This is a genomic window from Shewanella sp. Pdp11 (assembly GCF_002838165.1).
Lineage (GTDB): Bacteria > Pseudomonadota > Gammaproteobacteria > Enterobacterales > Shewanellaceae > Shewanella > Shewanella hafniensis.
Genome location: NZ_CP015194.1, coordinates 727,166 through 752,744, shown reverse-complemented (window position 1 = coordinate 752,744; position 25,579 = coordinate 727,166). Strand labels below are relative to the sequence as shown.

At 46.8% G+C, this 25,579-nt stretch carries 20 protein-coding genes; 7 read left to right on the top strand and 13 right to left on the bottom strand.

The window, feature by feature from the left end:
- Positions 1 to 2: 2 nt before the first annotated feature.
- The 4 genes from cyoB to cyoE are packed head-to-tail and all read left to right on the top strand — an operon-like array spanning position 3 to position 3,894.
- A complete protein-coding gene (cyoB, locus tag AYJ58_RS03465; RefSeq protein WP_106648995.1) occupies positions 3 to 1,982 on the top strand; it encodes a cytochrome o ubiquinol oxidase subunit I in 1,980 nt (659 codons plus the stop codon).
- A gap of 1 nt (position 1,983) precedes the next feature.
- The gene (gene cyoC, locus AYJ58_RS03460; protein ID WP_006084646.1) at positions 1,984 to 2,604 is read left to right on the top strand and encodes a cytochrome o ubiquinol oxidase subunit III; all 621 of its coding nucleotides are present in this window, start codon (positions 1,984 to 1,986) and stop codon (positions 2,602 to 2,604) included.
- Entirely contained in the window at positions 2,604 to 2,948 is a 345-nt protein-coding gene (cyoD, locus tag AYJ58_RS03455; RefSeq protein ID WP_106648993.1) for a cytochrome o ubiquinol oxidase subunit IV, read from the top strand. The genes cyoC and cyoD overlap by 1 nt, the downstream gene beginning before the upstream one ends.
- Before the next feature lie 13 nt (positions 2,949 to 2,961).
- The gene (gene cyoE, locus AYJ58_RS03450) at positions 2,962 to 3,894 is read left to right on the top strand and encodes a heme o synthase (RefSeq protein ID WP_106648991.1); all 933 of its coding nucleotides are present in this window, start codon (positions 2,962 to 2,964) and stop codon (positions 3,892 to 3,894) included.
- 110 nt (positions 3,895 to 4,004) lie between these two features.
- Here cyoE and AYJ58_RS03445 read toward each other — a convergent pair whose 3' ends face one another.
- The 6 genes from AYJ58_RS03445 to AYJ58_RS03420 form a co-directional block, all read right to left on the bottom strand.
- Positions 4,005 to 4,529 carry a protein disulfide oxidoreductase gene (locus AYJ58_RS03445; protein ID WP_106651734.1) on the bottom strand — a complete coding sequence of 175 codons (525 nt, stop codon included), beginning with the start codon at positions 4,527 to 4,529 and terminating at the stop codon, positions 4,005 to 4,007.
- 25 nt (positions 4,530 to 4,554) lie between these two features.
- Positions 4,555 to 5,439 (bottom strand): DsbA family protein, encoded by an 885-nt coding sequence (locus tag AYJ58_RS03440; RefSeq protein WP_106648989.1) that lies wholly within the window; start codon positions 5,437 to 5,439, stop codon positions 4,555 to 4,557.
- A gap of 123 nt (positions 5,440 to 5,562) precedes the next feature.
- Complete coding sequence (locus tag AYJ58_RS03435; protein ID WP_106648987.1) at positions 5,563 to 7,674, bottom strand: protein-disulfide reductase DsbD family protein; 2,112 nt, start codon at positions 7,672 to 7,674, stop codon at positions 5,563 to 5,565.
- Positions 7,675 to 8,056: 382 nt separating this feature from the next.
- The gene (locus tag AYJ58_RS03430; RefSeq protein ID WP_106648985.1) at positions 8,057 to 8,485 is read right to left on the bottom strand and encodes a hypothetical protein; all 429 of its coding nucleotides are present in this window, start codon (positions 8,483 to 8,485) and stop codon (positions 8,057 to 8,059) included.
- A gap of 441 nt (positions 8,486 to 8,926) precedes the next feature.
- Positions 8,927 to 10,480: an ABC-F family ATP-binding cassette domain-containing protein gene (locus AYJ58_RS03425; protein ID WP_106648983.1), complete on the bottom strand. Its 1,554-nt coding sequence runs from the start codon at positions 10,478 to 10,480 to the stop codon at positions 8,927 to 8,929.
- A 410-nt stretch (positions 10,481 to 10,890) separates the two neighbouring features.
- Positions 10,891 to 11,637: a class I SAM-dependent methyltransferase gene (locus tag AYJ58_RS03420; RefSeq protein WP_106648981.1), complete on the bottom strand. Its 747-nt coding sequence runs from the start codon at positions 11,635 to 11,637 to the stop codon at positions 10,891 to 10,893.
- Between the two features lie 266 nt (positions 11,638 to 11,903).
- On the opposite strand from AYJ58_RS03420, the gene AYJ58_RS03415 reads away from it, so the two are divergent.
- Both AYJ58_RS03415 and AYJ58_RS03410 read left to right on the top strand, forming a co-directional pair.
- Positions 11,904 to 14,168, top strand: coding sequence for a bifunctional diguanylate cyclase/phosphodiesterase (locus tag AYJ58_RS03415; protein ID WP_106648979.1), 2,265 nt, complete (start codon positions 11,904 to 11,906; stop codon positions 14,166 to 14,168).
- Positions 14,169 to 14,260: 92 nt separating this feature from the next.
- The gene (locus AYJ58_RS03410) at positions 14,261 to 15,106 is read left to right on the top strand and encodes a 23S rRNA (adenine(2030)-N(6))-methyltransferase RlmJ (protein WP_006079458.1); all 846 of its coding nucleotides are present in this window, start codon (positions 14,261 to 14,263) and stop codon (positions 15,104 to 15,106) included.
- A 68-nt stretch (positions 15,107 to 15,174) separates the two neighbouring features.
- Here AYJ58_RS03410 and AYJ58_RS03405 read toward each other — a convergent pair whose 3' ends face one another.
- Genes AYJ58_RS03405 through AYJ58_RS03395 form a run of 3 tightly spaced genes read right to left on the bottom strand, consistent with a single transcriptional unit; the run spans position 15,175 to position 17,583 of the window.
- The gene (locus AYJ58_RS03405) at positions 15,175 to 15,930 is read right to left on the bottom strand and encodes a lytic transglycosylase domain-containing protein (RefSeq protein ID WP_106648977.1); all 756 of its coding nucleotides are present in this window, start codon (positions 15,928 to 15,930) and stop codon (positions 15,175 to 15,177) included.
- Positions 15,930 to 16,967, bottom strand: coding sequence for a DUF3137 domain-containing protein (locus tag AYJ58_RS03400; RefSeq protein WP_106648975.1), 1,038 nt, complete (start codon positions 16,965 to 16,967; stop codon positions 15,930 to 15,932). Before AYJ58_RS03400 ends, AYJ58_RS03405 begins: the two co-directional genes overlap by 1 nt.
- A 49-nt stretch (positions 16,968 to 17,016) precedes the next feature.
- A complete protein-coding gene (locus AYJ58_RS03395) occupies positions 17,017 to 17,583 on the bottom strand; it encodes a LemA family protein (RefSeq protein ID WP_106648973.1) in 567 nt (188 codons plus the stop codon).
- Between the two features lie 577 nt (positions 17,584 to 18,160).
- Here AYJ58_RS03395 and AYJ58_RS03390 point away from each other — a divergent pair.
- Entirely contained in the window at positions 18,161 to 19,783 is a 1,623-nt protein-coding gene (locus AYJ58_RS03390; RefSeq protein ID WP_106648966.1) for an AbgT family transporter, read from the top strand.
- Between the two features lie 74 nt (positions 19,784 to 19,857).
- On the opposite strand, the gene AYJ58_RS03385 is transcribed toward AYJ58_RS03390, so the two are convergent.
- The 4 genes from AYJ58_RS03385 to AYJ58_RS03370 all read right to left on the bottom strand — a co-directional run bounded on the left by AYJ58_RS03385 (position 19,858) and on the right by AYJ58_RS03370 (position 24,915).
- Positions 19,858 to 20,181 (bottom strand): hypothetical protein, encoded by a 324-nt coding sequence (locus tag AYJ58_RS03385; RefSeq protein WP_106648964.1) that lies wholly within the window; start codon positions 20,179 to 20,181, stop codon positions 19,858 to 19,860.
- Between the two features lie 46 nt (positions 20,182 to 20,227).
- Positions 20,228 to 20,491, bottom strand: coding sequence for a hypothetical protein (locus AYJ58_RS03380; protein WP_106648962.1), 264 nt, complete (start codon positions 20,489 to 20,491; stop codon positions 20,228 to 20,230).
- 134 nt (positions 20,492 to 20,625) lie between these two features.
- Positions 20,626 to 23,760, bottom strand: coding sequence for an efflux RND transporter permease subunit (locus tag AYJ58_RS03375; protein ID WP_106648960.1), 3,135 nt, complete (start codon positions 23,758 to 23,760; stop codon positions 20,626 to 20,628).
- Positions 23,761 to 23,769: 9 nt separating this feature from the next.
- Positions 23,770 to 24,915, bottom strand: a complete 1,146-nt coding sequence (locus tag AYJ58_RS03370) for an efflux RND transporter periplasmic adaptor subunit (RefSeq protein WP_106648958.1) — start codon at positions 24,913 to 24,915, stop codon at positions 23,770 to 23,772.
- Positions 24,916 to 25,579 lie beyond the last annotated feature (664 nt).

Here is a 25,579-nt window from a genome sequence, read left to right as displayed (position 1 = left end):
TCATGTCATTTCTCGGTAAATTAAGCTTAGATGCGATTCCGTATCACGAGCCTATCATCATGGTGACCTTAGCGGTCGTCGCGGTGGTGGGTTTGTATATCGCAGCCTTGATCACTAAACACAAAAAATGGAGCGTACTCTGGCACGACTGGTTAACCTCTGTTGACCATAAACGCCTCGGTATCATGTACATAGTGTTGGCTTTGGTGATGCTTATTCGTGGCTTCTCCGATGCCATTATGATGCGTACCCAGCAAGCACTTGCCACAAACGGCGCCGCAGGTTATCTGCCGCCTGAACATTACGACCAAATCTTCACCGCCCATGGCGTGATCATGATTATCTTTATGGCGATGCCATTTATGATAGGTCTGATGAACTTAGTCTTGCCACTGCAAATTGGTGCCCGCGACGTTGCCTTCCCCTTCTTGAACAACCTCAGCTTCTGGCTTACCGCCTCGGGCGCTGTGCTGATCAATATTTCATTGGGTTTGGGTGAATTTGCTAAGACAGGTTGGGTGGCGTACCCGCCCTTGTCTGAGCTGGCTTACAGTCCGGGAGTTGGGGTCGATTACTATATCTGGGCACTGCAGATTTCGGGCATAGGGACGACCTTAACCGGGGTGAACTTTATCGCCACCGTACTGAAGATGCGTGCCCCAGGCATGAAGCTGATGCAAATGCCAATCTTCACTTGGACTTGTACTTGGGCGAACATTTTGATCGTCGCGTCTTTCCCCATCTTAACCGCTGTGTTAGCGCTGCTGACACTCGACCGTTACATGGATTTCCACTTCTTCACCAATGACGGTGGCGGTAACGCCATGATGTACATCAACCTGTTTTGGGCGTGGGGACATCCTGAAGTTTACATCCTGATTTTGCCTGCTTTTGGTATTTTCTCCGATGTGATCTCAACCTTTACCTCCAAACGTCTGTTCGGTTACACCTCTATGGTGTGGGCGAGTGGTGCGATTTCAATTTTAGGTTTCATCGTTTGGTTACACCACTTCTTCACCATGGGTTCAAGCGCCAACGTCAACGCCTTCTTCGGGGTGATGACTATGGTGATTGCGGTTCCAACCGGGGTAAAACTGTTTAACTGGTTGTTCACTATCTACCGTGGCCGCCTACGTTTAACGGTACCTGTGTTGTGGACACTAGGCTTTATGGTGACTTTCACCATAGGCGGCATGACAGGTGTGTTATTAGCCTTACCAGGTGCCGACTACGTTCTACATAACAGTTTGTTTTTAATCGCACATTTCCATAACACTATTATTGGTGGTGCGGTCTTTGGTTACTTAGCAGGCTTTGCTTACTGGTTCCCGAAAGCAACAGGTTTCCACTTAAATGAGCGTTTAGGAAAAGCGTCATTCTGGTGCTGGCAAATCGGTTTCTATGTGGCCTTTATGCCGTTGTACGTACTGGGCTTTATGGGTATGACACGCCGTATCAACCACATTGATAACCCAGCGTGGAACCTGTGGATCTACTTAGCCGCCGTGGGTGCTTGCATCATCATGGTCGGTATCATTCTGCAGTTTATCCAACTGTACGTGAGTATCCGTGACCGCGACCAAAACCGCGACACCACGGGCGATCCATGGAATGGCCATACTTTAGAGTGGTCAACCGCTTCTCCACCGCAGTTCTATAACTTCGCTAAGCTGCCACAGGTTGCTGATATCGATGCCTTTACCGATGCGAAAGAAAAAGGCGTGGCTTATCAAGGTCAAAAACACTACCAAGCTATCCATATGCCAAAAAATACCCCAAGCGGTATCTTAATGGCGCTGGGGATCACGGCCGCTGGTTTTGCCGCTATTTGGCACATCCTGTGGTTAGCCATTGTGGGTTTAGTTGGCGCTTTCGTGGTGTTCCTGTTCCGTGCTTATAACAATGACGTCGACTATTACGTGCAACCCGATGAAGTGGCTCGCATTGAAAATGCCCACTTAAACAATGTAGTAAGGGGCTGATATGAGTATTGCAATCCCAGCAGATTTAGAAGTAGCTCACGCAGAAGATCACCACGAACACCATGACACGAGTGGCAACACTCTGTTTGGTTTTTGGATTTACCTGATGACCGACTGCATTTTGTTTGCCTCGGTTTTCGCAACCTATGCTGTGCTCTACATGAACACGGACGGCGGCGTTTCGGGTAAAGACATTTTCGAATTGGACTTTGTGCTGATTGAAACTGCCGCCCTACTCGTTAGTAGTATTACCTACGGCATGGCGCTGATTTTTGCTAAGCGCCACAACAAAGCCGCGACCCTCACTTGGTTAGCCATTACCTTTGCACTGGGTTGTGTGTTTATCGGGATGGAAGTCTATGAATTCCATCACCTGATTGAACACGGTAATGGCCCACAACGCAGCGCTTTCCTGTCGTCCTTCTTCACCCTTGTCGGTATGCATGGTTTGCACGTAACCGCAGGTCTAATTTGGATGGCGATCATGATGATTGAAGTGGCGAAAACCGGTTTAGGTAATCGCAGCATCACCCGCCTGAGCTGCTTAAGCTTGTTTTGGCATTTCCTCGACATCGTATGGATTTGTGTATTCACAGTCGTGTATTTATTAGGAGCACTGTAATGAGCGCACATAGTCATACGCACAATCAGCCTAGCCATGGCACTGACGATCTGGCCACGAGCATTAAGTCATATCTAATGGGCTTTGTGCTGTCTGTGGTATTAACCGCCATTCCATTTTGGGCGGTAATGACCCATCACTTCGAGAAAGCGACCACCCTTAGCTTAGTGCTAGTGATGGCGATAGTGCAGATATTGGTACATCTTAAGTACTTCTTGCACTTAGATTTCTCGAAAGAAGGCAAAGTGAATACCTTCTCCTTCCTGTTTACCGCCCTGATCATTGTCATGGTCGTCGGCCTGTCGGTGTGGATCATACTCGAAGCCAACGCTTTGATGATGTAACGAGAAACAGTCTATGCAAATACAAGACAGATTTATGTCACCGCAATGGAAAGCACGCTTCAAAGGGTATGTACAGGTGACTAAGCCTGGCATCATTTTCGGGAATCTGATTTCCGTTGCTGGCGGTTTTTTATTAGCCGCCAAAGGCGACGTAAATCTGGTCTTGATGCTGGCAAGCTTAGTGGGATTATCCTTAGTCGTCGCCTCAGGCTGTGCGATTAATAACTGTATTGACCGTGACATTGACGCCAAAATGCAGCGAACCTGCAAACGCGTGACCGTCACGGGCGAAATAGCCGTGGGTAACGTACTCGCGTTTGGACTCACCTTAGGTGTGTTGGGCTTTAGCATCTTAGCCTTGTTTACCAATGCATTAGCCCTGCTATTTGCCGTTATTGGTTACATAGTTTATGTGGGGGTTTATAGCCTCTACATGAAACGTAACTCAGTGTATGGCACTTTGGTTGGCAGCTTCTCGGGCGCAGTACCGCCCGTGGTTGGCTATTGCAGCGTGACAGGGCAAATGGACATGGGCGCGGCTATTTTGCTGTTGATGTTCAGTCTATGGCAGATGCCACATTCTTACGCCATCGCGATTTTCCGTTTTAATGACTATGCGGCCGCTAATATTCCTGTGCTGCCGGTTGCAGAAGGCATGACCAAAGCAAAGCTGCATATCGTGCTTTATATTGCCGTATTCGCCTTAGTCAGTGCGCTGTTGCCACTTGCGGGTTACACAGGTATCGCCTTTATGGCAGTCACCTGCGCCACCAGCCTGTGGTGGCTTGCCATGGCATTAAAAGGTTATCGCCACGGCGTAGACATGCACCGCTGGGCTCGCCAAGTGTTTGGGTTTTCAATCATCACTATTACGGCGCTCAGCGTGACTATGGCGCTCGACTTTCAAGTTGTGAGTCAGGCGCCACTGCTCACCTTAGTGAAGTAAACCCTAAGCTTTCAGCTAGTTGCCTAGTCCTTAAATAAGTTGATAATACAAAAGCGCTAACCTAGATTAGCGCTTTTTTCTCCCTTAAAACTTCCCCTGATGTATCACCTCTAAGTGAACATCATTCGCCACCACATACCGGGTAGGCTAGTAAAGCCAGTCGTGTAGTGTTTTAACTCGCCCTCTTTAAAGATCATAATGGTTGGCGTCGCCTGCAATGACCAATCACGGGCAATCTTGCTGTCACTATCGTTAATAGTGTCAAAGCCATAATCCTGATGCTGAAGATATTTTCTCAGTTTCTCATCCTCCCCCGAATTCATGGCAACCGTCACCACGGGGTAATAGGCCGACATTTGATTGACCGCCGGACTGACAAAATTACACACAGGGCACCAAGTGCCCCAGAAGTACACTAATATCGCCTGATCTTGGCTGAGCGTAGCAATATCAAGCGAATCCCCAGCCAACGTCGTCCCTTGGAGCTGCGGCAAATTATCCCGTGGGATATCTTTGCCGCGCCAGATGTCCATCACGCTGGTCACGATAAGGGCAATGAGCAGCCAAAGTGCCAGCTGCTTAATCCAGCCCAATATGCGCTTAGGTAAAGATATCGAAACTTGTTCGGCGCTCATATTTTCAGTTTCCTTTGGCGGCATCTTAACTGCTCTTCTGCGTCTTATCTTTAGCGGCAATCGCGGCTTCAAGCTGCTCTTTTAACACTTCGTAAGGCACTAATCCGGGAATAAGCGTATCGGCCACTATCATACTTGGCGTGCCACCTATGCCTAACTCATTCATTAAATTAACATTGTCATCGACCATTTTAGCCACGCGCGCATCTGTGTTGCCGACCCAACGCTCGGTTGCCGTTAGTTTAGCGACCTTAGCGATGGCGGCGGCATCGAGTCCACGCGGACTCGACATCAACATATCCTTCACCTTGAGATACTTTTCAGGCTCGTTTAACCAAACCGTTTGGGCAAAATCGACCGCCATTTTGGAGCCTTCGCCCTGCAGCGGCACCATTTTGACTATGATTTTTAGCTGCGGAAATTCTTCAATCAGCTGGTTCAGCGAAGGCTCGATTTTCTTGCAGTATGGGCAGTTAAAATCAGTGAAGTACACCATCTCAATCTCAGGTGTCGCAGCACCCTTCCACGGATCGCTTTGGGTCTCATACATGGCTTTATGATGGGTTACTAGGCTAGTTTGCATGGCCGTATTTGCCCCCTCTTGCTCCCTTGCTTGCCACGCAATAATCGCTTCTCTCATTAGGTCAGGATCATTGATCAAAGCATCTTTAAGAATTGCTCGCACCTCTTGTTGCTGCGCCGCCGATAAACTGCTGTCCTTGGCATAGGCAGATGCCGTCAGCGAAGGCAAGGAAACCACTAGCATGGCCATGGCGACACCCGAGACAGCAAACATCTGCAACTTGCGATGTTTGAATAAAGAGCTAAATTTCGACATTTTAGTGCCTCCGATGACTTGAGTATTATTCATTGATTCAGTGATGTTTTGTGCTTCAATTGTCTGTTTCATAATCGATTTCCATTGTCTTAGGTCAGAGTTATCCCTGACGTGAGTATTTGTTGAGGGCCACTCGACTCGCTATTGAATGAGACTCGCCAGTGATATTGCCGAGTGAACGGCTGGTCGTTAGCGTTATTTCCCTGCCGCTACGGATGACTTTTCAGGGGACGCAGAGGCCTGCTCAATAGCAGCGAGCACAAGGTCAGCCGATAGAATTTCCGGTAACTCAATCCCTTGCGGTGCACCCGGGCCGTAAACCACGTTGAATGGCACCCCGAAACGATTATGGCTTTGCAGGTAGTGAGTAATGGGCTCAGAAGGCGTGGTCCAATCGCCCTTCATCGGCACAATATGCGGCTGTTGCAACAGGCTATAGACTGGGTCTTGCAGGATCACGCCAACTTTATTGGCCTTACAGGTGATACACCAATCGGCAGTGACATCAACAAACACAGTTTTGCCTTGGGCGACCTGCTGATTGATCAATGCTTGATCCAATGGCGTCCAAGCAAGGTCCACAGGTAAAGGTTTTGCCCACTGGTTCACCGTCATAAAGGCGATGATTGCCGACAGTAAAATGCCGATACCTAAGCAGCTCACAATGGCAATCGCGCCATATTTTTTAGCCATAAACAGCATAAATATCAGTGTAATGGCACCCGCTAACGGCCACAGGTAGCTAGTATCTATGAAGCTTGCCAACAGGCTAATCAGCCACAAACTGGTGATGAGCAACATGCCGGAGAAAAACACTTTGACTGTATTCATCCAACGACCGGGTTTAGGGAAATAACCCGCCACCTGCGGAAATGCCGCCACAATCAACCAAGGGAACGCCATACCCACGGCCAACGCGGTAAAGATGGCAAACAGGCTCAGTACATCGGCGCCCAAGGCGAAAGCGACCGCAGTACCCAAAAATGGCGCACTGCACGGCGTCGCCAGTAGCGTCGCAAACATGCCTTGTAAAAAGTGCCCGCTGTTATTATTGCCGCCCGTCGTCGCCAACTTAGTTTGCACGTTAGAGGGTAAGTTGATCTCAAACACGCCTAACATATTGAAGGCAAACACTGTGGTCACCAGCGCCATAAAACCGATAAACCAAGGGTTTTGGAACTGCACACCCCAACCAATCGCTTGACCCGTGAGCTTAAGCATTAAGATAAAACCAGCCAGTAACCAGAATGAGGCCAATATCCCCAGCGCTGATGCGATGAACTGTTGGCGGATTTGATTACGTTTAAGATGAGGTGCTGCAACCACTGAACTGAGCTTCATACCAAGAACGGGTAACACGCAGGGCATGACGTTTAAGATCAACCCCCCAATAAGTGCTAACAAAATCATGCCAAATATTGAGGTGCTTGCTTGGGTAATCACCACAGGCTTCACTTCGGCGCTATATTCCAGCGCTCGCTCACTATCGACGACAGTAACATTCAGCGACTTACCTAAGACTTCAGGCTCGCCCAGCCAACTTTGACCATTGAAAATACCAATCAATTGCTTGCCGTTAACATCGCTTTCACTTGGTTTTAAGCTCACTAGCTTAAATGTGGTATCTGGCTCGCCATCGATAATCACGGTTGGATTTTGCCAGTTGGCATCATTAAGCCTGACTTCAAGTTGACCTTTGGCGGCATCCCAACCCATGGTCATCGCAGGATTTTGGCCCTCTTGGGTCAATACTTTTTGTGGCACAAGCGACTTGGCCTTGTTATAGGCCAACATGGCATCGGTATCCGCTTGCAGCGCATTGGGCGTGAAGTCGAGACTAATCTGATAATCCGTCAGTACACAGATAGTGGTACAAGTCGACAAGGTCACTTTGCCACGCAACTGAGTTGGCGCAGCGATAGCATCGACTTTTAGGGTTAAGGGAAAGGTGGTATTACCTTTGTAACCAAAGGTTTGTAATCCCAATAATGAGAATTCCTCTGGCGCAGGCCACCTCCAATCCACTTGCTGTAGATTGCGAGAGCCATCCCACTTGATGGTAGGTGCAATGCCGCCTTCCCCAGGACTGCGCCAATAGGTTTTCCAATCGCCCTCAAGTTGTACTTCAAGCACCGCGGGCAAAGTATTCGTTACGGGATCAACCTCCCCCGTCAGCATAAAACGTACTTTGGCTGGCGGGTGATTATCGTTAACTAACCACCCCGTCGATGCGGCCAATAGTGACGGACTCGTCACTATCAAGGCGAGTATCCAGAATCTGCTTAATATGGATTTTAATGTACTCATTTTGTCCCCAAAATATGCATTAACTGTATGTTATTCAATTGCATATTAATCTCTTCGATATATCGTCAGCATCTGCCATTGCAATACTTAATCAAGCTAAGTGAAACAAGACTCAGTGATGCGGCATACATGCTTACCTTGCTTCTAAGCCATATAAATATTGGCTAACGCTATGTTCTGGTTACCAATATCGTAACGGCTTAAGAAACATCGCGTGATAAAGCGGGTTTAATTCAAGAAGTCTGATAGGAAAGTGTGATGTGTAAAACAGGCGATCTGCTGCGATTAAATTTGATTTCTGCTGACAAACTGCGAGAAAAATCAACTCTTTAGCGAGAGAAAGCATGCCTAAAAACCACCTATCAAATTGATAAATAGGTTTTTATTCTTGAAAGCGACAATGTGTGAGATGTATTCGCCTAGGTTTAGCTTGATAACCTTGTAGAGGTAACAGGGTTATCACGCGGGAGGCGCGGGGAAGTAACGGTAGTAGAAACAACAGGATAAGAAATGGGATGCTACTCGGAGTGTCGATACAGGTTCGAATCGATTTCTCAGACAATTCACATTTTTTAGGCCCGCTTTTGACCAGATCAGTACCCGCCAATTGGATATCGACGTGGCTAGCCATATTGCTTGAAGCTGAGCCGCGGTTTAAAGCTGAACTTGCGTTTGAAACTGAGTTAGCGCTAAAACCAGCACCAGAAAAAGACGTAGCCGACATCGCTTGCGCGCTCGACTCTTTGAGCAACAAGTTAAGTAGTCCACTATTTTGAGTCAAACAGAACAAGGTCAGAATGGTAAACACCATCACGCCCCATAAGTTGCCTGTTTTCTTAGTCAATAACGTAAAAATATGGATTTCTCTTCGTCTTATTATTTGATTATAAAGATAAAAAATGAGTGTCTTTCAACAGATAGCTGAACATAAGACCGGCGGAGTGTAACAATAGTTCATCAACAAGCAAATTATTTAGCCTATAAAAGACTAACCCGCCAGTCATGACGCCTATATCAATCCGATACTTGGTTAACTTCGCGGATGACCCACCACAATACTGCAAGGTTCGATATTTGGGGTGACGATACTATTGCGGCAGCAACCACATCTATCGTCACCCTCGGCATATATATCGTGCCTTACTAAGCTATTACCAATATGAGTATGCTCTTTGCCTACATACGACTTTCTCGATGAAATCTATAAAGGAATAAAATAAAACCAATCCACACTATGCATATGGCTCTGCGTTTAAGTACACTCTTCGGCGGCGATAACAGTTTGAATATCCACAATCCTGTCAGGCCAGTCGGCGACAAAATCCCGCTCATGAGACACCACAATGATAGTCCCAGAGTATTCAATCAAGGCATGCTTAAGTGCTGCTTTTACAGTGACATCTAAATGTGTTGTAGGCTCATCTAGTATTAACAAGTTAGTCGGATTTTGTGCCAATCGGCAAAGCTTTACCTTTGTTTGCTCACCACCACTAAGGGTACGAATAGGCTGCATAGCGAGTTTTCCTGACACCCCAAACTGGGCTAATTGTTGCCTGACCGCTTTATCATCGAGTCCACCACATGCAGATTTAATGAGATTGGCTGCTGTGGCGTCTGGATATGGCCAATGTAATTCCTGCTCAAAATAGCCAAGTTTGACCCCCGTAGAAATTGCTATCTGCCCAGCAACTGGCGCCAACTCACCCACCAAGGTTTTCAACAAGGTAGATTTACCTATGCCGTTAAAACCTGTGATCAGCACCTTTTCGCCGCGGCTAATGTTAAGTGCGATAGTGGGGAGCAGTGGCCGCGAATAACCAATTAGCAGGTCAGTTGCACTCAGCACTTGCTGGGCATTATGGGTCGTATGTTTAAACGCTATCGATATTGGCTTCTCTAATTCCGGCGCGGCGAGCTTCGTTATGCGGGTTAGCTGTTTTTTACGACCATTGGCAATACTGGCATTGACGCCAGCGCCATTTTTGGCAATGAACTGCTCCAGTTTATCGATGTGTTTTTTCTGCGCCAGATATTGCTTAGCATGAGCCGCACCATCGCTAACTTTTTGCGCCATAGCCTTATCGATATTACCTTTGTATTTGCGGATCTGTTGTCTATCTATGTCGCAAATACTAGTGGCAATACGATTCAAAAAAGCGTGATCGTGCGACACCACCATAAAGGCACCATTAAAATCAGTAAGGTAGTCGGCTAACCATTGAATATGAACACTATCTAAATAGTTGGTTGGCTCATCCAGCAATAACACGTCCGGTGACATCAACAGCAACGACGCCAACATCACCTTATGACGCTGCCCACCACTTAACTCGCCAAGCCTTGTGTGCATACCAAACTGAGTAATGCCGAGTCCGTCTGCGACCGCGTCGATATGGCTCTCAACTTGGTAAAATGACTGGCTCTCGAGCTGGGTCTGAATGTCAGCGGCGCGCACAAGGTAGCTATCATCTGCGCTTTTTTCGGCGCAGGCGTATATCGCCATCATTTCTGCTTCAAGTAAGTACAGCTCAGAAAAGGCGGTTTTAAGGTAATCACGAACTTGGATCTGGGCATCCATTTGGGCGTGTTGGTCCAAATACCCCACTTTCACAGAGGGTCGCCAAATGATATCGCCACCGTCTGGCAGTAACTGTGTTTGCAGTAATTTAAGTAAGGTACTTTTACCTACGCCATTACTCCCAGTAACCCCAACATGCTCTGCGGGAAAGAGATGGAAATCAGCATTCTGGTACAAGGTTTTATCACCGATGTGATAAGTCAGATTATGAACTTTGAGTAAACTCATTGTATTACATCCAAAAAAACGAGGGGCGGTAGTGGATATACCGGCCCCTCGTTTCAAGAAACATTGAAACTTTGCTTCTGACTTTCATCAGACACAAAAAAGCCGACGATGAAGCATCATCGTCGGCTAAGTTTCTGCAATGTTCAGATACAAGCACATCTCCCACTTAAAGACGGGAAATCACCTTGCAGCTGATGAAGATTCAGAAAACATCAAGCTCCGAGCAACACTTCACCGTGTTAGTGCGCGGAGCAAAGTCTCCTGACAAATTTCTTGAATAGGATGTACAACATTGCAGAGAACCAAAAATCTAATCAGATGGCGACTTTAGCGAAGTCGAGAATTGTAGTCAAATCCAAAGTGCGCGCTCCGTAGCAGCGCTGAATATTCTCTTTAAACAAAAACCTTCGCTATTTCATCGCGGCTTTTACGTATACATCAAAACGGTTTTTCTTGGTTTCAATAACTGTATTAGGCTTAACCCCGTCCAAATCTTCGGCATAGTCTGGGCGCTTAACGACGACACGTTTCGTTGCTAAAGCTAAAGCGGGGGCGAGTAAACCATCGGCATCTAAATCGGCACCGACTAAGGATTGGAATACCCGCATTTCCTTTTTAACGAGGGCCGATTTATCGCGGTGGGGATACATAGGGTCGAGGTACACCACATCCACCTCTTGTGCCAATTTAGATAGAGCTTCAAGGCTCGAACCATGGAACAGACGCATCCGCTCACGCATCCAATCGCCGATTTCAGCATCCTGATAGGCGCGGCGCAGGCCGTCTTCAAGCAATGCCGCAACCACAGGATGACGCTCAACCATAGTCAGAGTGCAACCAAGGCTTGCAAGCACAAAGGCATCGCGCCCTAAACCCGCAGTGCCATCAACCACACTCGGTGTTACCCCTTGCTTTAATCCCACGGCTTTAGCGATGGATTGGCCGCGACCACCACCGAACTTACGTCTATGGGCGACAGCGCCAGTCACAAAGTCCACCACTATACCGTCGAGCTTAGGCTCATCGCGTTTATGCAGTGATAAAGTATCTGATTCAAAACGTAATTCGAAGGTCGCATTCGCATCGTAGACGAGTTGCCAACGTGCACAAATATCCACAAGTGTTGGGTATTGCTGATTGAAAAAAATCGGGGTCACAGGCTGTCTTCTAACCAATGAAAATGATGGCCATTATGCCTAAAAATCTCGTTTATGAATATGCTAGTCAGCAAATCACATCACCAAACTCATCACTGTCTTAGTCAATTTGTCGCAGTGCCCCCTTAACGATTCAAACAGGCATCACATTGTAATCCACTGATTTATAAAGACAGTAATCTATTTGTATAACAATTTAGTGATTTATGTTATATGTTATATCCCCAGTCAACCTGCGTGACTTCCGTATGGGATAAGGACTCTTTTTGCTTCAATGGCTAAAAGGTTTTTTGTTTATTAGGGATCAAGACTTTTTAAATCCTGATAGAACAATATTAAAAACCAGCTTATTGCGGATTATTCTGCTCAGTGGCGCGATTTTGACCACTAGCATAGTGCTGCATAGCTCTTTAATTGCGTATGAGTTAAACCTCGCTTTTATTATCAGCATTACGGTCAGTTTTCTAACTGTGCTGTTTTTGGCTTTATGGTTTACCCGCAAATATTTACTCGCCAGTTCAATAAGCCTGCTGGCTATGGTCATTGCCGCCTGTATTTCTATACTCTTGTTTATCCCAGATTTTAACTTATCCCAGGCAGGGATTACCTTCTTATATACCCTTCCCTTAATGGCGCTTTTTCTATTTGGCAGAAAAGTAGCCGTTATTATGATGTTTTTTAATGTATTGCCTTTTTTACTGCTACTGCGTAACCAAAATATTCCCCCGATTATTGATATTGATATCAGTCTGCCTGCGACCCACGCTTATCTGAATGGTTTACTGTTTGTCTTTTTTAATATTTGCATTCCCTTGTCGGCGATGCGCTTGCTAAAAACCCAGAAAGTCCATGCTCAGCAAATGATCCAGCATCAAAATGCTCTGCAGCGTACCTTAGATCAATATGCTGAAATCTTTGAAAATAATGGCACCGCCTCTTTCTTCTGTAATGAGGACGGCGTGATCCTCAACCTGAATAATGCAGCCCAAAAAATCGCCGGAGAGGTCACGCTAAACCGCACTCGCTTATGTGACATTTTTGAACTTACCGAAGATACCAGCACAAACTTACTGGCGGCCTCGTTTCCGACCCATTTAAAGAACAATAACAGCACTAAATACCTGCTGCAGAAAGCCTCATTAGAGCACCATGACACTTTGTTGTTTCACTGCCACGATGTCACTGAACAGGCCAACCATGCAATTGAACTAAGCCGACTTAAAAAGCACCATATCAGCACACATTTCTATGATTTAGTGACTGGATTACCCAACGAGAATCACTGGTATAACCCAGCCCCAAGCACAATCCATTTGGATATGACAGCTGCCATAGTCAAAATTGATAACCTGAGTCAAATCAATGCCGCCTTCGGGATCAGCGTCGGAGATGCCATCCTAAAAGCCTTTGCAACCGAACTCAAAAATCGCTTTGGTCACCACGCAAAAATATACCGTTTTAGGGGAGCCTCGTTTGCGCTTGAGTTTACCAGCCTGCCGCTGATTTCCCCCGAAAACCTCGCGCAGCAATTACGCGAGCGTGTTCCAACACACCTGCAGCTTAAGCAAGAACAACAGATTGAATATCATCTCGAGTGCCGAGTCGGTTGCAGTTCGGGCAATAAGGCCTCACCGCAGCAAGCCGCAGAGCAATGTTTAATTGCCATAAAACAAACCACCCAAGCTAGCCCAGTAATGGTGTATTACATTGGTTTAATTAATAATCTTCTCGAAGCCTCATCACAGAAAGCCAGAATTCGTGATGCATTAAAACATAATCGCCTTGAAATGTGGCTCCAGCCTAAAGTGATGGCCGATGGCCACATTATTAGCTTTGAAGCACTGGCACGAATGTTCGATGAAGACGGCACTATGATTATGCCAAACACGTTTATTCCCATCATAGAGTCATCCCAATTGCAGGCGATTTTTGCGATAAAAGTCTTTAGGCAATTACTGCAACTGATCCGTTCTTGGCCAAAAAATGTGCCTCTGGTCAGGATTGCCTTCAACCTATCTGGACAGGATATTCTGTCGGATCGCTTCTTTAAGGTGTTGATTCAAACCTATATGAATCACCCCGAACTCATCCCATTATTAGAAATTGAGATTACTGAAACCTCAGTATTTTCAACCCATAAAGAAACGGGCCGACGCTTAAACACCTTGGCTCGTATGGGAGTGTCTATCGCCATTGACGATTTTGGTACTGGCCATGCCTCATTAAGCCAACTCATCGATATCAGTGCCGACACGATTAAAATCGACCGCTGCTTTGTCAGTCAAATGGGCATTAGTGAACGCCATACCCAAATTGTGAATGCCGCCATCCTGTTAGCTAAGAGCTTAAAACTCAACGTCATTGCCGAAGGTATCGAAACCGAAGCCCAGTTATTGCAACTCACAGCGTTAGGATGTGAACAATTTCAAGGCTATCTATTTGGCAAACCCGCACCCGCGAATCTATGGCTGAAAACCTTTCAAATGCAAACCCCCACACACTGGTTTGCTAATAAACAGAGCGCCAACTGAGGCATTAAATTTACGCCTACAAGCATCGCAGGTATAATTAGCGACTGGCATTTGCCTCTCTTTGCTTTGTTTGCAAATTACTAGGATCCCCCATGTTAAGTTACCGCCATGGTTATCACGCTGGCAATTATGCCGATGTGTTGAAACACGCCATCTTGCTTCAAACCTTGCAGCTGATGCACAAGAAAGACAAACCACTCGTGTATATCGATACCCATGCGGGCGCGGGTGGTTATGCTTTAAGCGATGAATTTGCACAAAAAACCGGTGAATACCTCGAAGGTGTAGCTAAGCTTTGGGATAAAACTGATCTGCCGCAATCGCTGCAGGACTATGTCGCCGCCGTGCGTCATTTTAATGAAGAAAATCCTGACGAACTCAACTTCTACCCAGGTTCGCCCGCCATTATAGATATGGAATTAGGGCCTAAAGATCGCATGGTGCTGCACGAGCTGCACAGCACTGATTATGTGTTGCTGGACGATTATTTTTGCGAAGACAGACAAGTAAAAGTGATCAAAGGTGATGGTTTAAAAGGCCTTATCGCCGCAGTGCCACCCTTAGAGCGCCGCGCTCTGGTGCTTGTCGATCCTAGCTACGAGATGAAAACCGATTACCAAGATGTAGCCGAAACCCTGATCAAAGCACACAAACGTTTTGCCACGGGTGTGTTTATGCTTTGGTATCCCGTGGTGAATCGCGCTCAGACTGAAGGCATGTTATCGCGTCTCGCCAGCAGTGGTATTAAACGTCAGCTAAGAATCGAGCAGGCGATTAAACCCGATTCGGATGAGTTTGGCATGACAGCGGCAGGATTATGGATCATCAATCCGCCATGGCAGTTAGATGAAATCGCAACCGAATTAATGGATTACTTAGGTAAGACGCTCGGACAAGCGGACGGTAACATCACAGTAAAATGGGAAGTCGGCGAATAACCTTCCACTCAAATAGCGGCGATCATCTCAGGTTTTCGCCGCTTGATTTTAGTTCACAAAGTCTACAGCTACACGCCTTTCTGCTCGCGATAACGCTTCAACAGAATTTTCACCCGTTCAACATAGGCTTGGGTTTCAGGATAGGGCGGAATACCATTGTACTGCACCACAGTTGTCGGCCCCGCATTATAGGCCGCACAGGCTAAGGCTACATCCCCGTTAAACTGTTTTAGCATTTGCGCCAGATACTTACTGCCACCTAAGATATTTTCTTCGGGTAAAAACGCATTTGCTACCCCCATTTCTTTGGCCGTTTCTGGCATTAATTGCATTAATCCCATAGCGCCAGTACGCGACAATGCACGCGCATTAAAGGCTGATTCTGCGTGGATCACCGCGCGGATCAAGGCGGGGTCAAGTTGATGTTTATGGGCCGCGCGACTGATCAGGGCATCATAATTGGCGGTAAATAATCGGATGCCATTCCAATCTATGGTTGAATCGGGGCGGCAGGCAAAACAGTCATACAACAAAATTTGATACGGGTTATTGGCTGGGGCTTTGTCGGTAAATACAGTGACGCCATTGGCTTGTTGGTATTGATAAATTTTGAGTTTTTCTAAGCCTTCACGGCTGACGATGCCGCTCTCTGAATATCTGGCAACGATACGCGGCTTAGGCTTTGCGCTTGTCTCTTCTGCTTTTACGCTCGCCATCAGACTCGATATCAACCATAAGCACAGACCCAACACGGCAAGGCGGCGAGGCGATAACAAGGCCGCAGCCATCGATGGGCGAGTCGGTGCTGAGCGAGTGAGCAACATCAAAGTCCCGTGTGCTGATTAAGTTTAAGTACTTCAATGATAGCAAAGAGTTGCTTCATCTCTCGGTTTATCTGACTAAATTCTGCTGAAAAGGTCGCGCCATTAAAAATAGACTGCATTTGAAAACGCGTTCTGCGATTTGGTAGGAACATAATCAACTTATTGCGAAAGAAAGCGCATTGAATATTTCCACCAAAATGCTTGGCAAGTTCCTGTAAGCGCTCCATAAATGCCGTATTGAGCAAATAGCGAGACTCCACTTGATCCGTTGAAAATACATCGAACTCTTTTTCAAATTGCGGATCTTCAAGTTTGACTCGCACTAGTCCAGCATGGCTGTCGGACAGGAAATTCGCTAAACCACCGCGATCCCTCAGCACCACAGTGTGGCCGATAAACGCTTTATGGCTACTCAGCTCAACCACTAAGCCACTAAACTGGGTTTCGGTGCGGGTAACGGTTCTGCGCCTATGGGTACTAGCATCCAGTTCTTCGACTTGCACATTCTTGGTCAAGGTGAGCTCATTAATCGTCAACTCAACGCCTTTATAGCGGCCTTGAATATAGTCGCCGAAACTGACTTTATCGTATTGCGGCAACACTTTAGCCGCAACAAGTCGATTCATATCGAGGCGCATTTCACGGCTATAAACAAAATCATCACCGAAATATTTAAACATCAGTGGATAAATATCCCGCTGAACCAAATGTTTAAAATCTCGAGTCGGTGCAAAGCTCCACCAGCTCAAGCCAACTAAGGCAAGCAAAGGTAAAGGCGGGAAATACGCGCGACCACTGTAGTAGCCAATAACGGTGAGCAAGCTCAGCCCAAGCACTATCATTAAACTCAAATATAAACGTTTACGCGCCGCCTTAAGACAGGCCACACGCTTATTTTCATATTTACGACTAATGGGGGCGAGGTGTTCTTCGTAATACGCTTCGAGTTGAGGAAGTTCATCCAAATCCGCAGACAAACCAACATGACCCCGATAAGTTTGAATCGGGCTACCTAAAATGAAGGTTAAAATATTCATATTGATATCATAGTATTGCAGGGTGATAGCTCACCCTGCACAGCTAGGCTTACAAGTATTCGGCCGCATCTATGGGCGCTTTTGCCGCTTCGCTCCCTTCATAAAAAGGCATAACTTTAATACTCGCCATTGAAGCGATAATCGAGCCAGGGAAGATTTCAACAGCAGTATTCAGCTCTGACACTGCCGAATTATAGAAACGTCTCGCAGCGGAGATATGCGCTTCGACTTCGTTATAGGTCTGCATCGCCTGCAGCATAGTGTTGTCGGACTTGAGCTCAGGATAGTTCTCCACATTCACCATCAAGGCGCCCATTTTGTCATTCAACTGCTCAGCCTGAACTAAATGCTCTTTAACGGCATTCGGATCAGCCTTGTTATAATTACGGCTAAGCTGAGTACGTAATTCGGTGATTTCAGTGAGCAACGACTTTTCATGATCCATAAATCGTTTAGCGATTTTTAGAATATTAGGCACAAGATCGGCACGCTTAGTAAGTTGTACATCAATACCCGACAGGGCCTCGAGTGCGGTATTGCGCTTTTTGACTAAGCTGACGTACCAAAGATAGGTCACGATAAAAATCAGCGTTAATCCCAATAACAATTTTTCCATCTTCCATCCTTAGGTTTCTTATTCTTGTTAACAGGATACAGCTAATCATAAATGAGTGGAAATTTCACCTATGGCACAGATTAAGTCGATGAAATTATTCGCTGGTCAGAGCTGGCGACAGTAGAAGCAGTTATCTAGAGCTTCGACCACCAGCAAAATCCCACTTTAGGCCATAATCTTTGTTCATGTGAATTAAAAAGCACTATAAAAATAGAAATTTAACAATATTCAGCTCCGATACAGCAAACAAGGTCTATAGTGTTATGGCACAACATTAGAGCATCCAATTTTGCTCGTGAATACTGGACTCCTCGAGAGTCCATTTTTTTATCCTATTTTTTCCTAACCGCTTCCACATCGCCCATCGCCCATCGCCCATCGCAACATTTAAGTTTCAATTAAAACTTAACAATCATACTTTCCGGCTAATTTTTTAACTTTTACCTTAGCTTTCACCCAGAGTATTTGCAGCCAGAGTAATCTCCCTCAGCCACGTCATCGGCCGTCGGCAACGCCTCGCGCCAGTTCTAGGGTAAAAGATAGTGCGCTGCGCAAAGGTCGACATAAAGGAAGTACGATGAGTTTTAATTCCGGTGATATCCCCCCAAAAAAGGCTCCTGAGCCAAATCCACAACATGGCGATATCAGCACCAGTGGTTGGTTTGTGCGTTTTCTCAATATTGTTGAACGCTTAGGTAATCTTCTTCCCCACCCAATCACCCTTTTCGCACTGTTCTGTGTTGCTGTAGTCATTATTTCAGGTATCGCGGGTTACTTTGGTTTAACCGTTGTCGACCCAAGGCCCGTTGGCTCCCATGGCCGCAGTGCAGACGGGTTAATTCATGTGGTTAGCCTAATGAACGCCGAAGGCTTGCGGATGATAGTGTCGCATTTGGTGACTAACTTTACCGGATTTACACCGCTTGGCACTGTGCTCGTCGCACTTCTTGGCGTCGGGATTGCTGAGCGTTCTGGCTTATTATCCGCCGCTATGCGTGCCTTAGTCATGGGCGCCTCAAAGCGATTGGTTACTGTGACCATAGTCTTTGCCGGCATTATGTCTAACACGGCCGCCGAGCTTGGCTATGTGGTACTTATCCCTATGGCGGCGATGATTTTCCATTCCCTAGGTCGCCATCCTCTGGCGGGTTTGGCTGCAGCTTTTGCAGGGGTTTCAGGAGGCTATAGTGCTAACTTGTTACTGGGTACTGTCGATCCCTTATTATCTGGCATAACCGAAGCAGCGGCGCGCATGATAGATCCTGAGTACAACGTCGGCCCAGAAGTGAACTGGTACTTCATGTTTGTTTCCACCTTTGTGATCACTTTCCTCGGCGCCTTTGTTACCGAGAAAATCGTCGAGCCTAAGTTAGGCAAATACCAAGGTGAAGATGCGGATGAAACCGTACTGCAATCAATGGAGAGCGTCAGTGCGATTGAAAAGCGTGGCTTAAAATGGGCGGGGTTATCTATGTTAGTGCTCGCCGTTATCCTAGCGCTTTCAGTCGTCCCTGAAGGTGCACCGCTGCGTCATCCAGAAACTGGCCTTATCTCAGGTTCGCCCTTCCTCAAGGGTATAGTCGCCTTCATCTTTATTTGTTTTGCCATACCGGGCTTTATTTACGGCAAAGTCGTTGGCAGCATCAAAAATGATAAAGATGTCATCAATGCCATGTCCCACAGCATGAGCACTATGGGCATGTATATCGTCCTCGTCTTCTTCGCCGCGCAGTTTGTCGCCTTCTTCAACTGGAGTAATTTAGGTGCGGTACTCGCAGTGTTAGGGGCCGATGGGCTGCAATCCATAGGCTTGACTGGCCCTATTGTGTTCCTGTTCTTTATTATGCTTTGCGGCTTTATCAACTTGATGCTCGGCAGCGCCTCGGCGCAATGGGCCATTACCGCTCCTATTTTTGTGCCTATGCTGATGCTGGTTGGTTATGCGCCCGAAACGATTCAAGCGGCATACCGTATTGGGGACTCAGTGACTAACTTAGTCACGCCTATGATGAGCTACTTCGGTTTGATATTAGCGGTCGCCTGTCGTTACCAGAAAAACCTCGGTATAGGCACGCTGATCGCCACTATGCTGCCGTACACTCTGGTGTTTTTCGTGGGTTGGACGGCGTTCTTCTTCCTGTGGGTATTTGGTTTTGGTCTGCCCGTCGGGCCGGGCGCTGCGACTTACTACACGCCTTAGTCGCAATAAAAAGGGCGTCGATGATCAAGTCGACGCCCTTGCTTTATCGGGTTGATCTACTAAAACCCGTAGATTTAGTCGTATAGCCATTCCATTAACAGACTGCAGATCATCAAAAAAAGACCGAGATTAAACACATAGGTTTGCAGTGTGGATTTTTCTGGCGTGTCTTTGGCTTGCGACACGATTTGGCTTACTGGCATAAAAAAGAATTGCGGTGCTAATCCCATTCCCACAAATAACACGCCAGCGCCAACACAACGGGTTAACTCGGGCACTGCAAGCGACTCTAAATAAAACGCATAAACGCCATAGGCCAAAAACGCCAGCGCGATACTATGGCATATCATCCCAACGATAAGTTGCTTAGTGGCAAGATTACCCCACGAAAACACCATGTCACCCCTATACTCAGCTTAACCAGAACTATTGATGCTATTGATGCTATTGAGCGTGCAGTTTATCTCGCTTACGATGAATCTGCACCCACGCAAACCAACCAAATAAAATGCCGCTAATGGGATAAATATAGAGTGCTCTTTGTAGTTCCGCCCAGAATGGATCGCCCAAGATAAAATAATGGATTAAGGCGACCACAAGGGACGTCAACATACCCCAGTAAAGTACACCAAAGACGACAATAAAGTACCACTTACCCTTAGCGAGTAGTGCATCTAATTTTTGCAATTCCAATGCTGCATCATCCATGTTTCGTCCTCTTAACGGCCTAAGTGCAATATGCCAGAACTCGCGTACAGAGCCTATCCATCTTTATAACTAACAAGCATTAAAATAGCAAAAAGCCCCGCTATTGCAGGGCTTTAGTTTAGAAACGACTGAGCTTATTCAGCTGAGCTTGGCTTCTCTTCTTTAGCTTTCTTCTCACGCTTACTGAAGATGCGCTCCACTATCACGAAGAATAATGGTACGAAGAAAATACCTAGGAAGGTCGAGCTCATCATACCGCCAAGTACCGCAGTACCAATGGCGTTTTGGCTACCAGAACCCACACCCGAGCTAATGGCTAACGGCACAACACCTAAACCAAAGGCAAGAGACGTCATCAAAATAGGGCGCAAACGTACACGTACCGCATGCAGGGTCGCCTCGACTAAGCCAGAACCTTTCTCGTAGAACTCTTTCGCGAATTCTACAATCAAGATGGCATTCTTAGTTGCCAAACCTACTGTGGTTAACAGTCCTACTTGGAAGAATACGTCGTTTGGCAAGCCGCGACCGTTCATTGCAATCAAGGCACCGATGATCCCGAGTGGCACCACAAGCACAACGGCAAACGGCACCGACCAGCTCTCATAGAGTGCAGCCAGTACGAGGAATACCACTAAGATCGACAAGGCATACAGCGCAGGCGCTTGGTTACCCGATAGACGCTCTTCGTACGATAAGCCGTTCCACTCAACACCAAATCCAGGAGGAAGCTGCTTAGCAAGATCTTCCATGATTTCCATCGCCGCGCCGGTACTGAACCCAGGAGCCGTAGCACCCTGAATGTTCATCGACGGTAAGCCGTTAAAGCGCTCTAGACGTGGGGAACCGTATTCCCATGTACCCGTCGCAAAGGCTGAGAATGGCACCATGTCGCCCTTGTTGTTACGCACATACCAAGTGTCTAAATCTCCTGGTTGCATACGATACTGGGCATCACCTTGCACATACACTTTCTTCACGCGGCCGCGGTCGATAAAGTCGTTCACATAAGAACCACCCCAAGCCGTCGCAAGCACGCTGTTCACATTGGTGATTTCAATGCCTAACGCGCTTAACTTAGCGTGATCTACATGTAATTGATAAATCGGCGCATCTTCTTGGCCGTTAGGACGCACACCCACCAGATTTGGATTCTGTGCCGCCATGCCCAGCAGTTGGTTACGTGCCGCCACTAACTTCTCGTGACCTTGGCCGTTCTTATCCTGCAAGTACATGTCGAAACCGTTCGCCGTACCCAACTCGATAACCGCAGGCGGTACGAAGGCGAAAACTAAGGCATCTTTCATCTGGCCGAACACCCCCATGGCACGACCCGCAATAGACTTAACATCCATGCCTGGCGCTTCACGCTCAGACCAATCCTTCAAGCCAACGAAAGCGATACCCATGTTTTGCCCTTGACCCGCAAAACTGAAGCCCGCCACGCTGAATACCGATCTCACGCCTTCTTCTGCCATAAAGTGATCAGACACTTTCTCTAATACTTTTAAAGTGCTTTCTTGGGTTGAGTTAGTCGGTAAAATCGCTTGGGTAAACAAAATACCTTGATCTTCATCTGGCAAGAAGGCGGTAGGCATACGGATGAAGATCCAACCCACTGCAATCACCAGCACAATATAAATCGTCATCACTCTGAAGCTGCGTTTGATGATACCGGCCACGCTCGATTCATAACGATTAGTCAGCTTGTCGAAAGTACGGTTAAACCAACCGAAGAAGCCTGTTTCTATGTGACCATGGCCCTTCTTGACTGGCTTGAGCATAGTCGCACACAGTGCTGGCGTTAAAATCAACGCCACCAGTACAGACAGCGCCATCGCAGAGACGATAGTGATCGAGAACTGACGGTAGATCACACCCGTTGAACCTGACATAAATGCCATAGGTACAAACACAGCAGATAGGGTCAGACCAATACCGACTAAGGCACCAGTAATTTGGTCCATCGACTTACGCGTCGCTTCGAGTGGACTTAAGCCCTCTTCGGACATCACCCGCTCGACGTTTTCCACCACCACAATCGCATCGTCCACCAGCAAACCGATGGCGAGCACCATAGCGAACATGGTTAGGGTGTTAATCGAGAAGCCCGCCATCGATAGAATCGCAAAGGTACCCAGCAATACCACAGGTACCGCAATGGTCGGGATCAAGGTTGCACGGAAGTTTTGCAGGAAGAGGTACATGATGACGAACACAAGTACGATAGCTTCAAGCAAGGTATGCACCACACCTTCGATAGATTGCTCTACGAAAGGTGTTGTATCGTATGGATAAACCACTTCTAACCCCTGCGGGAAGAAAGGCTTCATCTCAGCAATTTTTTCACGAACCGCTGATGCGGTATCCAGCGCGTTAGCACCCGTTGCTAGCTTAATTGCTAACCCTGTTGCAGGTTGACCATTATACAGTGACACCACGGCATAACTTTCAGAACCTAACTCAACTCGCGCCACATCACCGAGGAAGACATTTGCACCTGAAATATCCGATTTAAGGATAATCTTGCGAAACTCTTCCGCCGTTTGTAAGCGGCTTTGAGCCGATACCGTCGCGTTCAGCTCTTGGCCAGCCACAGATGGCGCGCCACCTAACTGTCCAGCGGAGACTTGAGCGTTTTGAGAACGAATCGCCGCAACAACATCTAAGCTGGTTAAGCTGTATTGAGTCAACTTCAACGGATCTAGCCATATACGCATCGCATATTGGGCACCGAACAGCTGAATTTCACCTACACCAGGAACACGGCTCATAGGATCTTGAATGTTCGCACCCACGTAGTCGGCAATATCGCCTTTATCTAACGAACCGTCGGTCGATACGAAGCCTAATACCATTAAGAAGCCAGAACTCGACTTGTTAACGTTAACCCCTTGCGACTGCACTTCTTGCGGTAACAGGGTCATAGCTCCCTGCAACTTGTTCTGCACTTGAACCTGTGCAATATCCGGATCGGCTTCGGCGTTGAAGGTTAAGGTAATAGACGCATTACCAAAACTGTCACTGGTTGAGGAGATATAACGGAGGTGATCGATACCCGTCATACGTTGCTCAATCACCTGAGTTACAGAATCTTCAACGATCTTAGCGGAAGCGCCAGGATAGTTGGCACTGATCACCACGGTCGGTGGTGCAATGTTAGGATATTGGGACACTGGCAGCGAGCGGATCGAGAGGATCCCCGCCAGCATAATAATCAAGGCGATCACCCACGCAAAGATGGGGCGATCAATAAAAAAACGTGCCATAGCTATGCCCTATTGTGCTTGCGTTTCAGAAATAACTTTGGTGGTTACTGGAGCGCCTGGACGAATTTTCTGTAATCCTTCCACAATTAATTTATCGCCCACAGCTAAACCAGAAGTGACTCGCCATTGATTGTTAATCACTTCAGCGGTCGTTACAGTTTTCGATTCAACGACACCTTGGTCATTCACAACCATAGCCACAGCTTCACCCTTAGAGTTACGCGTAATCGCTTTTTGCGGAACTAAGATAGCCTGTGGATCCGTGCCCGCATTCAACATAGCGCGAACATACATACCAGGTAACAAGATACCTTCAGGGTTAGGGAATTCAGCGCGCAGAATGACTGAACCTGTGTTTGGGTCCACACTCACTTCAGCGAACTGTAACTTACCTGGATGGCTGTATTGTGTGCCATCTTCGAGCAACAGCTGCACATCAGCATTTTCTGACGCTTGTAACTTACCTTGCTTCAACTTAGCTTTAAGACGTAACAATTGCGCACTCGATTGCGCGATATCCACATTGATTGGATCAAGTTGTTGAATCGTCGCCAGCGTTTGGCTTTGGTTGGCGGTCACTAACGCACCCGCAGTCACACTCGATTTACCGATACGACCAGAGATAGGCGCTAATACTTCAGTGTATTGCAGGTTGATTTTAGCTGTGTTGATCGCAGCTTCTGCCACTGTGACATTCGCTAATGCTTCTTTGTAAGCCGCTTCAGCTTCATCAAATTCTTGCTTACTGATGGCGTTGGTTTTCACCAGTTGCTGATAACGTGCCGCCTTAGCTTTTGCTGAGGCTAAACCCGCATTGGCTCTGGCTAAATCGGCATTGGCACTGACTAACGCAGCTTTGTAAGTTGAAGAGTCAATCTGATACAAGGATTCACCCTGTTTCACATTGCCGCCTTCAACAAAACTACGCTTAGTGATAATACCGTTAACCTGTGGACGCACTTCAGCCTCGAGGAAAGCTTTACTGCGTCCAGGTAATTCCACCTGAATCACTTGTGGCTGGGCAACAACATTAAGGATTCCCACTTCCATACTACGTGGGCCAGCGCCCGCCTGAGCGCTCTCTTCTTGAGGGCTGCAAGCTGCCATCCATAACGCCACGCTTATAACTGAGGCAAGTTTAATTGTCTGCCGCATGAGAACTCCTTCAAATATTAACTGCCCACATACCAGTACACTTATTGCGCTGACACGAGCCGTAATTGTAACTAAAATCAAATCCGTTATTTATCTCATAGCCTATATGAATCAACAAGGAAGATAACGAAACTAAATTGTAAACTAATGAAAATTTTCACTCATTCGGCATTACTATATTCATCGAATTGTTATTCGATTTAAGAATCCCGTTAACTTTGAGCAACATTGTTAGAGGGATATGCCGTAAAACACCCAATAAGCCTACTCCATATTGAATATGTTGCAAATCTGTTCATATTCTACACTTAGCGCAGGCCAAGGCCCACAGCTCAACGGCGTTAGCTTAACCGCCACTTGTTGCAATAATTTGTACATAGAGACGAAAACACTGCGCTGCTATTTTTTACTCAGGCCACTCTCAGCATCTAGCCGTTAAAAACGACCCTATTAAAACTGATAATACCGAAAGAGAGTAAGCAAAGAATTGGCTTCAGACTGCCAGCGCGTAAAAAACATCATTTAGCGGATTAATGTGCAATTTGTTACCTCAAACCGCTTAATATGGCCGAAATGCGGTGCCAATGGTTTAAGTCAAACCCACAACAATAAAATTAACCGTCTCAAATCATACTGAGCGGGTTATTTTAGTGATTCCCCATAG